At 69.9% G+C, this 13,825-nt stretch carries 6 protein-coding genes; 5 read left to right on the top strand and 1 reads right to left on the bottom strand.

What is annotated here, in order from left to right:
• Nucleotides 1-5 precede the first annotated feature (5 nt).
• From betB to BUR94_RS01765, 5 genes are all read left to right on the top strand, one after another.
• Complete coding sequence (gene betB, locus BUR94_RS01785; RefSeq protein ID WP_074254556.1) at nt 6-1,463, top strand: betaine-aldehyde dehydrogenase; 1,458 nt, start codon at nt 6-8, stop codon at nt 1,461-1,463.
• The gene (gene betA / locus BUR94_RS01780; RefSeq protein WP_074254555.1) at nt 1,463-3,121 is read left to right on the top strand and encodes a choline dehydrogenase; all 1,659 of its coding nucleotides are present in this window, start codon (nt 1,463-1,465) and stop codon (nt 3,119-3,121) included. Before betB ends, betA begins: the two co-directional genes overlap by 1 nt.
• Nucleotides 3,122-3,153: 32 nt before the next feature.
• Entirely contained in the window at nt 3,154-4,776 is a 1,623-nt protein-coding gene (locus BUR94_RS01775) for an acyl-CoA dehydrogenase family protein (RefSeq protein WP_074254554.1), read from the top strand.
• Between the two features lie 140 nt (nt 4,777-4,916).
• Nucleotides 4,917-6,719: an autotransporter assembly complex protein TamA gene (locus BUR94_RS01770; RefSeq protein ID WP_245794334.1), complete on the top strand. Its 1,803-nt coding sequence runs from the start codon at nt 4,917-4,919 to the stop codon at nt 6,717-6,719.
• A gap of 1 nt (nt 6,720) precedes the next feature.
• Nucleotides 6,721-11,154, top strand: a complete 4,434-nt coding sequence (locus tag BUR94_RS01765) for a translocation/assembly module TamB domain-containing protein (protein WP_074254553.1) — start codon at nt 6,721-6,723, stop codon at nt 11,152-11,154.
• A 36-nt stretch (nt 11,155-11,190) separates the two neighbouring features.
• On the opposite strand, the gene BUR94_RS01760 is transcribed toward BUR94_RS01765, so the two are convergent.
• Nucleotides 11,191-13,692 carry a GcvT family protein gene (locus BUR94_RS01760; RefSeq protein WP_074254552.1) on the bottom strand — a complete coding sequence of 834 codons (2,502 nt, stop codon included), beginning with the start codon at nt 13,690-13,692 and terminating at the stop codon, nt 11,191-11,193.
• Nucleotides 13,693-13,825 lie beyond the last annotated feature (133 nt).

Here is a 13,825-nt window from a genome sequence, read left to right as displayed (position 1 = left end):
GAGCGATGAGCTACGAGACACAACCGACTGCCAGCCACTACGTGAACGGCGCCTACCTCGAGGATTCCGCGGGTGCGGCGATCCCGGTGATCTACCCGGCGACGGGGGCAGAGATCGCCCGCGTCCATGCCGCCACGCCCGCCGTGGTGGAGGCGGCGCTCTCGGCCGCCGTGGAGGCCCAGACGCTCTGGGCCGAGATGACCGGCCGCGCGCGCGGGCGGGTGCTGACCGACGCCGCACGGATCATGCGGGAGCGCAACCGCGCGCTCTCGGAGCTGGAAACCTGGGACACCGGCAAGCCCTTGCAGGAAACGCTGGTGGCCGATGCGACGAGTGCCGCCGATGCGCTGGAGTATTTCGGCGGGCTGGCGGCGAGCCTGACCGGCGAGCACATCCAGCTGGGCGAGGATTGGGTTTACACCCGGCGCGAGCCGCTCGGGGTTTGCGTGGGCATCGGGGCCTGGAATTACCCGACCCAGATCTCGTGCTGGAAGGGCGCACCGGCGCTGGCCTGCGGCAATGCGATGGTCTTCAAGCCATCCGAGACCACGCCGCTCTGCGCCCTCAAGGTCGCCGAGATCCTGACAGAGGCGGGCGCGCCAGCGGGCGTGTTCAACGTGGTGCAGGGCATGGGCGAGGTGGGCAGCCTTCTGGTGACCGATCCGCGCGTGGCCAAGGTGTCGCTCACCGGATCGGTGCCGACGGGCCGCAAGGTCTATGCCGCCGCAGCCGCCGAGATGAAGCATGTGACGATGGAGCTTGGCGGCAAGTCGCCCCTGGTGGTCTTCGACGATGCCGACCTGGAGAACGCGGTGAGCGGGGCGATCAACGGCAATTTCTATTCGTCCGGCCAGGTCTGCTCCAACGGCACGCGGGTCTTCGTGCAGCGGGGCATCAAGGAGGCGTTTCTCGCCCGGCTCGCCGAACGGGTAAAAAGTGCCGTGATCGGGGACCCGATGGACGAGGCCACGAATTTCGGCCCGATGGTGAGCCAGCGGCAGATGGAGATCGTGCAGCGCTACATCGAGAAGGGCATTGCCGAGGGCGCGCGGCTGGTGGCCGGCGGCAAGCGGCTTGAACGCGAGGGGTTCTACCTCGAGCCGACGGTCTTTGCCGACGTCACCGATGGCATGACCATCGCGATGGAGGAGATTTTCGGGCCCGTTATGGCGGTGCTCGATTTCGAGACCGAGGACGAGGTGATCGCGCGGGCCAACGACACTGCCTTCGGCCTCTCGGCGGGCGTGTTCACCCGCGATCTCTCGCGCGGGCATCGGGTGATCGGCAAGCTCAGGGCCGGGTCGTGCTTCATCAACTCCTACAACGACGCGCCGGTCGAGGCGCCGTTCGGCGGGGTGAAGGCCTCCGGCGTGGGGCGCGAGAACTCCAAGGCCGCGATCGAGCATTACTCGCAGCTGAAATCGGTCTATGTCCGCATGGGCGATGTCGAGGCGCCCTACTGATGCAGGCCGAATACGTCATCGTCGGCGCAGGCAGCGCCGGATGCGCCATGGCGGCGCGGCTCTCGCAGGCGGGGCGGCGCGTTCTGGTGATCGAGCATGGCGGCTCCGACTGGGGGCCGTTCATCAACATGCCGGGCGCGCTCAGCTACCCGATGAACATGAGACGCTACGACTGGGGCTTCCGCAGCGAGCCCGAGCCGCACCTGGGGGGCCGCCGGATGGCCACGCCGCGCGGCAAGGTGATCGGCGGGTCGTCCTCGATCAACGGGATGATCTACGTGCGCGGCCATGCCCGAGACTTCGATCACTGGCGCGACGAGGGGGCCGAGGGCTGGGGCTACGCCGACGTGCTGCCCTATTTCAAGCGGATGGAGCACTGGCACGACGGCGGCCATGGCGGCGATCCGGCGTGGCGGGGCACCGATGGGCCGCTCCACGTGACCCGCGGGGCGCGGATGAACCCGCTGGTGAAGGCCTTCGTGGAGGCCGGCGTGCAGGCGGGCTACCCGCGCACCGACGACTACAACGGCGCGCAGCAGGAGGGCTTCGGCCCCTATGACATGACGGTCTGGCGCGGCGAACGCTGGTCGGCCGCCAAGGCCTATCTCAAGCCCGCGCTCAAGCAGCCCAACTGCGAGCTGGTCCGCGCCTTTGCCCGCCGTGTGGTGATCGAGCAGGGTCGCGCCGTGGGCGTCGAGGTGGAGCGCGGCGGCAAGGTCGAGGTGATCCGGGCGGAGGCCGAGGTGATCCTTGCGGCAAGCTCGATAAACTCCCCCAAGCTGCTGATGCTCTCGGGCATCGGCCCGGCGGCGCACCTGGCCGAGCATGGCATCCCGGTGGTCGCCGACCGCGCGGGCGTGGGGCAGAACCTTCAGGATCACCTGGAGCTCTACGTGCAATATGCCTCGGCCCAGCCGGTCAGCCTCTACCGCTACTGGAACCTGCTCGGAAAGGCCTATGTGGGCGCGCGCTGGCTCTTCACCCGTTCCGGGCCGGGCGCCTCGAACCAATTCGAGAGCGCGGGCTTCATCCGGTCGGACGCGGGGGTGGACTACCCGGACATCCAGTTCCATTTCCTGCCCATCGCGGTGCGCTACGACGGGCAGGCCGCACCGGAGGGGCACGGCTTTCAGGCCCACGTCGGCCCGATGCGCTCGCCCGCGCGCGGGGAGATCACGCTGAAGTCCGCCGACCCGGCCGAGGCGCCGCGGATCTTCTTCAACTACATGAGCGAGGAGCAGGACTGGATCGACTTCCGCCGCTGCATCCGGCTCACGCGCGAGCTGTTCCGGCAGGAGGCTTTCAGGCCCTATGTGAAGCACGAGATCCAGCCGGGCGACGCCGCGCAGAGCGACGAGGCGCTGGACGCGGTGATCCGCGAGCATGCCGAGAGCGCCTATCACCCCTGTGGCACCGCGCGGATGGGCCGCGCCGACGACCCGCGTTCGGTGGTGGACCCGGAGTGCCGGGTGATCGGGGTCGACGGGCTGCGGCTGGCCGACAGCTCGATCTTCCCGCGCATCACCAACGGCAACCTCAATGCGCCGTCGATCATGGTGGGCGAAAAGGCCGCCGATCACATTCTCGGCCGCAGCCCCCTGCCCCCGGTCAACATGCAGCCCTGGGTGCACCCGGAGTGGCAGACCGCGCAACGCTAGCCGGGGCGGGCGGCGGGGCGTAGGATGCTCCCATGCTGCCTCCCCGCTCAGACCTTCCGCACCACGAGGTGACAAACCAGCCCCCGGCGCGCGGCGACCTGGACCTGTGGGACGGTGACCCGGTGCTGCGCGAGGCCGCGGCGGCATCGGGCGGCCAGGCCGAGGGTCTGGCGGGTTATGGCGCCCAGATGGGCCGGGCAGAGATGCGCATGGCGGGCCGGGAGGCCAACCGGCACCCGCCGGAGCTGGTGCTCTTCGATGCGGGCGGGCGGCGGCTCGACGAGGTGCGGTTTCATCCGGCCTATCACCAGATCATGCAGGCAAGCGCGGCCGCGGGCTATGCCGCCGTGGCCTGGGAAGGCAAGCCGGGCGGGCACGCGACCCATGCCGCGATGGTCTACCTCGCCAGCCAGGCGGAGCCGGGGCACTGCTGCCCGCTGACCATGAGCTATGCCGCGACGCCCGCGCTCGCCGCCGCGCCCGAGGTGGCCAAGCTCTGGGGGCCGAAGCTGGTGTCTCGGCACTATGACCCTTCGGTTGCGCCCCTCGCCCGCAAGCGCGGCGCCACGCTCGGCATGGCCATGACCGAGAAGCAGGGCGGTTCGGACGTGCGGGCCAACGCGACGCGCGCCGTCAGGGACGGCGACGGCTGGCGGCTCTACGGGCACAAGTGGTTCTGCTCGGCGCCGATGTCGGACGGGTTCCTGACGCTGGCACAGACCGGAGCGGGGCTGACCTGCTTTCTGGTGCCGCGCTGGCTCGAGGGAGAGCGCAACGGCATCCGGCTGATGCGGCTCAAGGACAAGCTCGGCAACCGCTCCAATGCCTCCGCGGAGATCGAATACGAGGGCGCCTTTGCGCAGATCCTGGGCGAGGAGGGCGCGGGCGTTCGGACGATCATCGAGATGGTCCACCACACGCGGCTCGACACGGCCATGGCGCCTGCCGGGCTGATGCGGGCGGCGCTGGCGGAGGCGCATCACTGGGTCGTCCATCGCACCGCCTTTCAGCGCAGGCTGATCGACGCGCCGCTGATGCGCGCCGTGCTGGCCGACCTGGTGCTGGACTGGCAGGGCTGCACCGCATTGGGGATGCACGTGGCCGCCGCGTTTGACGGCCGCGCCCCCGAGCGCCGCGCCTTCGCCCGGATCGGCGTGGCGCTGGCCAAGTTCCTCGCCAACAAGCTCTGCCCCCTGGTCTGCGTGGAGGCGATGGAGGTGCTGGGCGGCATGGGCTACGTGGAAGATGCCGCCCTGCCCCTGCTCTACCGCGAGGCGCCGCTGAACGGGATCTGGGAGGGGTCGGGAAACGTGATCTGCCTCGACATCCTGCGCAGCCTCGCCCGCGAACCCCTGGCCGGTGAAGTGCTGCGGGAGGAGCTGGCGGCGGCCAGGGGCGGATCGGCTGCCTTTGACGCGGCCCTCGCAGAGCACATCGCCCGCTGGCCGGCACTGCCCGAGGAGGCGGAGGCACGGTGGTTTGCCGAGCGCACGGCGCTCCTGCTCACCGCTTCGATCCTGCTGCGCACCGCCCCTGCCCCGGTGGCCGAGGCCTTCGCGGCCACCCGGCTCGCAGGGCCTCGCGGGCGGGTCGCCGGTGCCGTGCCCGCCGCCGAAACGGGGGCCCTTCTGGCGCGCCTCGGCCCCTTGGCCTGAGGCCGGAACGCCGGCTGCCGGGACGGCCCTGGCCCCCGCCCCCTGGGCGGCCCGAAACCGTGATGCAGGATGTCGCAGTTGGTTGCAGTCCCCGGGGTTTCGCCTAGACTCCGCGCGAGGCCGAAGGAGCGCGAACCACAGTGAAATTCCCCCGTATCCTGAAGGTCGCTTCTGCGGCTTTCCTGTTACTTTCCAGCGGTCTGAGCGCCGTCGCCGACCCTCGCCTGGGGCTCTCGGTGAAGGGCGGAAACAGCGACCTGCGAGACGAGATCATCGCGGTTCTCTCCACCCGATCACTGCTTGTTGAAGGGGAGACCGAGCCGCAGGGCCTGATCGCGGCCGCGCAGGCAGATTATCGCCGCATCCTCGCCGCGCTCTATGCCGAGGGTTATTACGGTCCGGTTGTGTCGATCCGGCTCGACGGGCGGGAGGCGGCGGAGATGTCGCCCTTCGCGGTGCCGACGCAGGTCGGGCGGATCGACGTGATCGTGGATCCCGGCCCGCTCTTCCGCTTCGGTCGCACCGAGATCGCCCCGCTGGCCCCCCGCACCGCCCTGCCCGAGGGCTTTCGGCGGGGCGCGACGGCCAGGGTGCCCGTGATCGAGGAGGCCGGCACGGCGGCCATCGAGCGCTGGCGCGAGCTCGGCTTTGCCAAGACCGAAGTCACCGGCCAGCGCATCACCGCGACCCATCCGGCCCGGCAGATCGACGTGGGCATCGGGCTGAACCCGGGGCGCAAGCTGCGCTTCGGCAACCTGATCCCCCGCGGCAACCAGAGGGTCCGGACCGACCGTATCATCGAGATCGCGGGGCTGCCGCGGGGCGAGACCTTTCACCCCGACGAGGTCGACAAGGCCTCGACACGGCTCCAGCGCACCGGGGCCTTCCGCTCCGTGGCGCTCACCGAGGCGCTGGTCGCCAATCGGGACGGCACGCTCGACATCAACGCGGAACTGGTCGAGGCCAAGCGGCGGCGCCTCGGCGTGGGGGCGGAGCTGACCACGCTGGAGGGCGCCACCCTCTCGGCCTTCTGGCTGCACCGCAACCTGCTCGGCGGGGCCGAACGGCTGCGGTTCGACGGCGAAATCAGCAACATCGGCCTGGGTGGCGACAACGGCGTGGATTACCGCCTGAGCGTGCTCTACGGCCGGCCGGGCACCTTCAACCCCGATACCGACCTCTACATCCGTGCCGCGCTCGAGCACGAGGACGAGCCGCTCTATCTCAGCGACAGCTTCGAAATCGAGGGCGGCGTGACCCGGATCGTCAACGAGGAATACAAGTTTCAGGCCGGGCTCGGCCTGCTTTATTCGCACACCGAGGACGATATCGGCATTCGCGATTTTACCCTGCTCACCCTGCCCTTCAGCGGCACCCTGGACCGGCGCGACAACGACCTCGACCCGAAGAACGGCTACTACCTCAACGTCGATCTCACGCCCTTCGTCGGGGTCGACGGGTCCGGCGCCGGGGCGCGGCTCTATGCCGATGCACGTGGCTATCGCAGCTTCGGCGAGGCCGAGAAGATCACCCTCGCGGGGCGGCTCCAGGTCGGCTCCGTGATGGGCACGGATGTGGCCGAGACGGTGCCCGACTACCTGTTCTACTCCGGGGGCGGCGGCACGGTGCGCGGCCAGCCCTACCAGTCGCTTGGGGTGACCCTGCCCGCCGGCGAAGAGATCGGCGGCGCCTCCTTCGTCGGGGCCTCGGTCGAGCTGCGCGGTCAGGTGAGCGAGAAGATCCAGCTTGTGGGCTTCTATGATTTCGGGCTCGTGGGCGCCGAGAGCATGCCCGGCAGCGATGGCGAGAGCCATGCGGGCGCGGGCATCGGCATCCGCTACCAGACCGGCCTCGGCCCGATCCGGCTCGACGTGGCCACCCCCGTGGGGGGCGATACCGGCGACGGCGTTGAACTCTACATCGGCATCGGGCAGGCCTTCTGACATGCGCAAGTTTCTCCTCGCCTTGCTCCTGCTCTTCCCGCTCGCCGCAACCGCGCAGGAGAGCGCCTCGGAAGAGGCCGACAAAGGCTATCTGACCAACCTGCTGCAAGACGTGCTTTCGGATGCCGGCCGCGCGGTGGTGATCGACGGGTTCCAGGGCGCGCTCTCGTCGCGGGCCACCATCGAACGGATCACCATCGCCGACGACCAGGGCACATGGCTGACCATCGAAGGCGTGGTCCTCGACTGGAACCGCGCGGCGCTGCTCCGCGGGCGGCTGGAGGTGAGCGAGTTCTCCGCCGAGCGGCTTGTGCTGCCGCGCGGCCCGCTGACGAGCGACGCGCCGAGCCCCGAAGCAACGCCTTTCGCCATCCCCGAACTGCCCGTGTCAATCGACATCGCCAAGCTCGCGGTCGATCGGGCCGAGATCGGGGCCGCGCTGCTCGGGCAAGATGCGGTCATGCGGCTGGCGGGCAAGGCCCGTCTGGCCGATGGCGGCGCGAATGTGGACATCGCGCTTGACCGGCTCGACGGCAAGGAAGGCGCGATCACCCTCGTGGCCCGCTACGATCCCGCTGCCGAGGAGGCCGCGGTGAACCTCGACATGCGCGAGGGGCCGGCGGGCATTGCCGCGGACAAGCTGAACATCCCGGGCCGCCCGGCGCTCACGCTGGCGCTTCAGGGCGAGGGGCCGATCAGCGATCTCGATCTTCGGCTGGCGGTGACCTCAGACGATGAAGAGCGGCTCGGCGGCACGATCTCGCTCGCCGCCAGCGAAGCGGCCGACGCCCCCTTCACGGTGACGGTGGACCTTTCGGGCGACGTGACCCCGCTCTTCGCCCCCGACCTGCGCGACTTCTTCGGCCCCGACATCAGCCTGCAGGCGCGGGTCGAGCGGGATGCGGCGGGCCAGCTCTCGCTTTCCGGCCTTTCGCTGGGCGCACGCACCGCTACCATCGAGGGCGATTTCCAGTTCTCCCCCTCCGGCTGGCCGCGCCGGATGGACCTGAGCCTCGCGCTGGCCGACCCGGCGGGCGCGCCGGTGGTCCTGCCCTTCGGCGGCGGCGAGACTTCGGTTGCGCGGGCGACCCTGCAGCTCGACTACGACGAGGCAGACGGGCGCGGATTCACCGCCAATGCAGAGGCCACGGGCGTGCGGACGACGGGCTTCGTGGCGGAGGCCATGACCATCGGGCTCGAAGGCAGCATCACCTCCGGCGAGGCCGAGGAGATCGGGGCCATCGCGGCCAATGTCACGCTCGATGCGCGCGGCCTTGCGCCGGACGACACGGCGCTGGCCCGTGCGGTGGGCGAGGCGATCGCCGGGCAGTTCACGCTGGCCTATGACGAGGGCCAGCCGCTGCGCATTTCGGGCCTCGCTCTGCGCGGCGCCGACTTCGGGCTGACCGGAGAGGCCACGCTCGACGGGGTCGACACCGACCTCGGCACGGCGCTCGACCTGCGGCTGGAGGCAGAAGACCTTGCCCGCTTCGCACCGCTCGCGGGTGTCGATCTGGAGGGCGCCGCGGGTCTGGGCATAAAGGGCAACGTGGCGCTGCTCTCGGGGGCGTTCGACCTCGGGCTGGAGGGCACCACGACCGATCTCGCCATCGGGCAGGATGTGGTGGACCGTCTCCTCGCAGGCGATGGCCGGATCGAAGTCAGCGTGCTGCGCAACGAGAACGGCATCACGCTGCGCAAGGCCGAGGCCCGCACCGAGGCCGCGCGGATCGCGGCCAATGGCACGGTGGCCACCGCCGCCAGCGCGCTCGATTTCACCGCCGAACTGCCCGATATCGCCCCGCTCTTCGACGGCGAAACCGCCCGCGGCGCGGCCCGGCTGAGCGGGCGGGTCGCGCTGGCCGGCACCGAGTTGCAAACCGCCTCCATCGCCGCGCTGCTCTCATCGGAGACCGGCGATGTGATCCTGCCGGTGGGCGCCGGGCTCACCCTGTCGGGTGGCACGCTCGACATCGGCTATGGCGCCGAGGAGGGCCGCTGGCGCGCCGACGCGGTGTTCCGCGATTTCGAGACGGAGGGCTATGCCGCGCAGGCCTTCACGCTGAAAGGCTCGGGCAGCCTGGTTCAGGCCCAGGGCGGCGGGCTGGCGGCGATGGCGGGCGAGCTGGCCCTCTCGGGTGACGGTATCTCTGCCGAGGATGCCGCGATGGCCCAGGCGGTCGGCGAGAGCGCCGGGCTGGAGACGGCCTTCTCCTACCTCGCCGACGGGCCCCTCGACCTGAGCGAGATCCGCTTCATCTCGGGCGAGACCACCCTGACCGGCAGCGCGCGGCTCGCCGCCCCGGCGGGCCAGGGCCCGATCACCTTTGACGCCACGCTCGCCACCCCTGCCCTCAGCCGCTTCGCCGGGTTGGCCGGGTTGCCTCTGACGGGCGCCGCATCGGTGAAGGCCACGGGCACTGTCCGGCCCGACACCGGCACCGCCGACCTGCGGGTCGACGGCACCACGCAGGGGCTCGGCATCGGCGATGCACGGCTCGATCCGGTGCTCGGCGGCGCCGGGCGGCTGGGCGCCGACATTGCCTATGCCGCCGACGGGCCGCTGCGGGTGACCAACCTCGCGCTCGGGCTCGACCAAACCGAGGTCACCGGCACCGTCACGCTGGCCCAGCCGCTCGGGGGCGCCCCCATCACCTACGACCTCGCGCTCGACGCCCCTGCCCTCTCGCGGTTTTCGAGCCTCGCCGGCCTGCCGCTGAACGGCGCCACGCAGGCCACCGCAACCGGGCTCTTCGACCCGGCCACCGGCGCGCTCGACCTGGCGCTCGATGGCCGCGCCCAGGGCCTCGGCATCGGCAACGCCACCGCAGACAGGCTGACGGCGGGCAACGCGACCTATGCGGCACAGGTGAGCCGGGCCTCGGCGGATACGCCGCTGACAATCAATCAGGCCCGTTTCGACGGGCCGAACCTCGACATCGAGGCAAGCGGCACGCCCAATGCCCTGACGCTGGAGGCGCGGCTGGCCGATCTGGGCCTCATCGCGCCCGATTTCGGAGGCCCAGTCACGGCCAGCGGCACGGTGACCTCGCAGGACGGGACGACCGGCCTCGACATCCGCGCAACCGGGCCGGGTGACACCCAGGCCACCATCTCCGGCACGATCTCCGGCGGGCAGGGCAACCTCTCGATCACCGGGCAGGCGCCTCTGGGCCTGGCCAATGCCTTCATCTCGCCGCAGCGGCTGAATGGCGCGGCACAGGTCGACCTGCAGCTGAACGGGCCGCTGGCGCTGGAGAGCCTGAGCGGAACCGTGACCACCTCCAACGCCCGCGCCGTGGCGCCCGAGGTGGGGGTTTCGCTCGAAGGGATCAATGGCACGGTGACCCTCGCGGGCGGGGCCGCACGTGTCGATATCGGGGCAACCGGCGGCGAGGGCGGGCGGCTTGCGGTGAGTGGCTCCGTGGGCCTCACCGCCCCGCAGAGTGCCGATCTGACAGTGACGCTCCAGAGGTTCGCCCTGCGCGACCCGCAGCTCTATGACACCTCGGTCAGCGGCGCGGTCACGCTGGCCGGGCCGCTCGCGGGCGGTGCCGTGGTGACAGGGCGGCTGGAGATGGGGCGGACCGAGATCCGGATACCCTCGAGCGGCATGACCGGCATCCACGACATCCCCGCCATCACCCATGTCGGCGCGAGCACGGCGGTGCGGGTGACACAGGATCGCGCCGGGCTGAACGAAGCTGGCAGCGGATCGGGCAATGGCGGCAGCGGCGGCGGGTTTGGGCTCGATATCACGCTGGCCGCGCCGAACCAGGTGTTCGTTCGCGGCCGCGGGCTCGATGCCGAACTCGGCGGTTCGTTGCGGCTGACCGGCACGACCTCCAACATCATCCCGATCGGCGCGTTCGAGCTGGTGCGCGGGCGGCTCGACATCCTGAGCCAACGGTTTCAGCTGACCGAGGGCAGGGCACGCCTTACCGGCTCGTTTGACGCCGACCTGCGGCTGGTGGCGACCACCGAGAAGAACGGCTACTCGATCTCGGTCATCCTCGAGGGCTCGCCCTCCAACCCGCAGATCTCCTTCACCTCGGCGCCGACCCTGCCGCAGGACGAGATCCTTGCGCAGCTCATCTTCGGGCGTGACCTGACCACCCTCTCGCCGCTTCAGGCCCTGGAGCTTGCCTCGGCCGTTGCCGCGCTGGCGGGGCGCGGCGGCGAGGGCATAATGGGCCGGCTGCGCGACCAGTTCGGGCTCGACGACCTCGACGTGAGCCAGACCGACGACGGCGAGACCTCCGTGCGCGCGGGCAAGTACATCAGCGAGAACCTCTACTCCGACGTGGAGGTGGAGAGCGACGGCACCACCGAGCTCAACCTGAACCTCCAGATCGGGCCCAACGTGAACGTGAAGGGCTCGACCTCGTCGGACGGCAACGCCGGGATCGGGATCTTCTTCGAGCGGGACTACTGAGCGGGGGCCGGCTTCAGCATCGACCCTCCGTCCGGCTCACCCGTCGATGCGGATGACCGCGTTGGTCGGGTCGTAGGGGCTGTCTTCGGTCACCTCCACGTCCCAGAGCTTGCCCTGCATCCGCACCTTCAGCCGGGTGCCGGGCCTGGCCAGATCGGGGCGCACATAGCCCATGCCGATGCTCCTGCCGAAGGCCACCGAGTAGCCGCCCGAGGTGAGGCGCCCCACCTTGGTGTCGCCGTCATAGAGCGCCTCGCGGCCCCAGGGGTCGGCATCGGACGGCCCGTCGATCAGCACGGTCACGCACATCGAGCGGATCCCCTTGGCCTCCATCGCCGCCTTGCCGTTGAAGTCCTTGGAGAGGTCCACGAACCGGTCCAGCCCGGCCTCCAGCGGCGTGGCATCGCGGCCCAGCTCGGTGCCGAAGGCGCGGTAGCTCTTTTCCTGCCGCAGCCAGTTCTGCGCCCGGGCGCCGACGAGCGTGAGCCCATGCTTCTCGCCCGCCGCGAGGAGTTGGTCGTAGAGATAGGTCTGCATCTCGATCGGGTGGTGCAGCTCCCAGCCCAGCTCGCCGGTATAGGCCACGCGGATCGCGCGAACGGGGCACATGCCCAGCTCGATGTTACGCATCGAAAGCCAAGGGAAGCGCTTGTTGGAGAGCACGGTGGAGGGGTCGGCATCCTTGACCAGCTCGTTCAGCACGTCGCGGCTCTTCGGACCGGCGATGGCGAAGACGCCCCATTGGGTGGTGACGTCGTGGATATCGACGTAACCGCCGCCCGCCGCCATGAAATCCTCCGCCGACTTCGTCAGGAAGTCCGCGTCATAAGCCGTCCAGGCGCCGGCGGAGACGAGGTAATAGGCGTTCTCGGCCAGCCGCACGATGGTGTATTCGGTGCGGGTCGTCCCGGCGTCGGTCAGCGCGTAGGTCAGGTTGATCCGGCCCACCTTGGGCAGCTTGTTGCAGGTGAACTTGTCGAGAAAGGCGGTGGCCCCCGGCCCGCGCAGCAGGTGCTTGGTGAAGGCCGAGGCGTCGATCAGGCCGACGCCCTTGCGGATCGCCTCCGCCTCGGCCCTGGCATAGTCCCACCAGCCGCCACGGCGAAACGAGCGCGCGTCGTGGTCGAAGCTCGACGGCGCATCCTTCGGCCCGAAGTAGTTGGGCCGTTCGAAGCCGTTGACGCAGCCGAACTGCGCGCCCGCCGCCTTCTGGCGCTCGTAGACGGGGGCGGTGCGCAGCGGCCGGCAGGCCTCGCGCTCCTCGTCGGGGTGGTGGAGGATGAAGACGTGCTCGTAGCACTCCTCGTTCTTCCGGGCGGCGTATTCGGTGGTCATCCAGCTGCCGTAGCGCTTGGGGTCGAGGCTTGCCATGTCGATCTCGGCTTCGCCCTCCACCATCATCTGGGCAAGGTAATGGCCGGTGCCGCCGGCGGCGGTGATCCCGAAGGAAAAGCCCTCGGCCAGCCACATGTTGCGCAGCCCCGGCGCGGGGCCGACCAGCGGGTTGCCATCGGGCGTGTAGCAGATCGGGCCGTTGAAATCGTCCTTCAACCCAACCTCCTCGGAGGTCGGGATGCGGTGGATCATGCTCATGTATTCCTCCTCGATCCGCTCCAGATCGAGAGGAAAGAGATCGGCCCGGAAGCTCTCGGGCACGTCGTACTCGAACCGTGCAGGCGCGTTGCGCTCGTAGGGCCCGAGGATCCAGCCCTTGCGCTCTTCGCGCACGTACCACTTGGCATCGGCGTCGCGGAGCACCGGGTGCTCGGGATTGCCCGCCGCACGCCACTCCACCAGAGCCGGATCGGGCTCGGTGACGATATACTGGTGCTCGACCGGGATCGCCGGAATCTTCAGCCCCAGCAGCCGCGCGGTACGCTGCGCGTGGTTGCCGGTGGCGGTGACCACATGCTCGGCGGTGATGACGGCCTGCTCCTCGGTCGGCACCAGGTTGCCGCCCTTCTCGCCCATCTTCGTCACCGTGACGCGCCACTCCGAGCCGGTCCATTCGTAGCCATCGACCTGCCACTTGCGCTCGATGGTCACGCCGTGCTGGCGCGCGCCCTTGGCCATCGCCATCGTCACATCCGCCGGGTTGATGTAGCCGTCCGTGGGGTGGAAGAGCGCGCCCTTCAGATCCTCGGTGCGCACCAGCGGCCAGCGCTCCCTGATCTGGGCCGGCGTGAGAAACTCGTAGGGGATGCCCACCGTCTCGGCGGTGGAGGCATAGAGCTCGTACTCGTCCATCCGCGCATCTGTCTGCGCCATGCGCAGGTTGCCCACCACTGCAAAGCCCGCGTTCAACCCGGTCTCCGCCTCCAGCGTCTTGTAGAACCTCACCGAGTAGTCGTGGATGTGGCTGGTGGCATAGCCCATGTTGAACAGCGGCAGCAGGCCCGCGGCGTGCCAGGTGGAGCCGGAGGTCAGCTCGTCGCGCTCGAGCAGCATCGTGTCCCACCCCGCCTTGCCGAGATGATAGGCGATCGAGGTGCCAACGGCGCCACCGCCGACGACAAGGGCTTTCACATGGGTCTTCATCAGGCGCGGGCTCCGGGCTCAGGGGTCTGAGCGCCACTGTCACCAAATCGCGCCGCCCGTGCCACGGGGTTTCGACACCTTGGGGCGAAAAGCGACATCGCCCCCCGACAGCGCCCCTGCCGGCGCGCGGGCC

This window comes from Vannielia litorea, from assembly GCF_900142295.1.
Classification (GTDB): Bacteria; Pseudomonadota; Alphaproteobacteria; order Rhodobacterales; family Rhodobacteraceae; genus Vannielia; species Vannielia litorea.
Note: the sequence above shows the minus strand (reverse complement) of the source record. Positions and strands in the feature narration are given on the sequence as shown.

Excerpts from the sequence above, each read along its gene's own strand:
- betB (WP_074254556.1), top strand. The coding sequence starts at position 6 with ATGAGCTACGAGACACAACCGACTGCCAGCCACTACGTGAACGGCGCC.
- betA (WP_074254555.1), top strand. The coding sequence starts at position 1,463 with ATGCAGGCCGAATACGTCATCGTCGGCGCAGGCAGCGCCGGATGCGCC.
- BUR94_RS01775 (WP_074254554.1), top strand. The coding sequence starts at position 3,154 with ATGCTGCCTCCCCGCTCAGACCTTCCGCACCACGAGGTGACAAACCAG.
- BUR94_RS01765 (WP_074254553.1), top strand. The coding sequence starts at position 6,721 with ATGCGCAAGTTTCTCCTCGCCTTGCTCCTGCTCTTCCCGCTCGCCGCA.
- BUR94_RS01760 (WP_074254552.1), bottom strand. The coding sequence starts at position 13,692 with ATGAAGACCCATGTGAAAGCCCTTGTCGTCGGCGGTGGCGCCGTTGGC.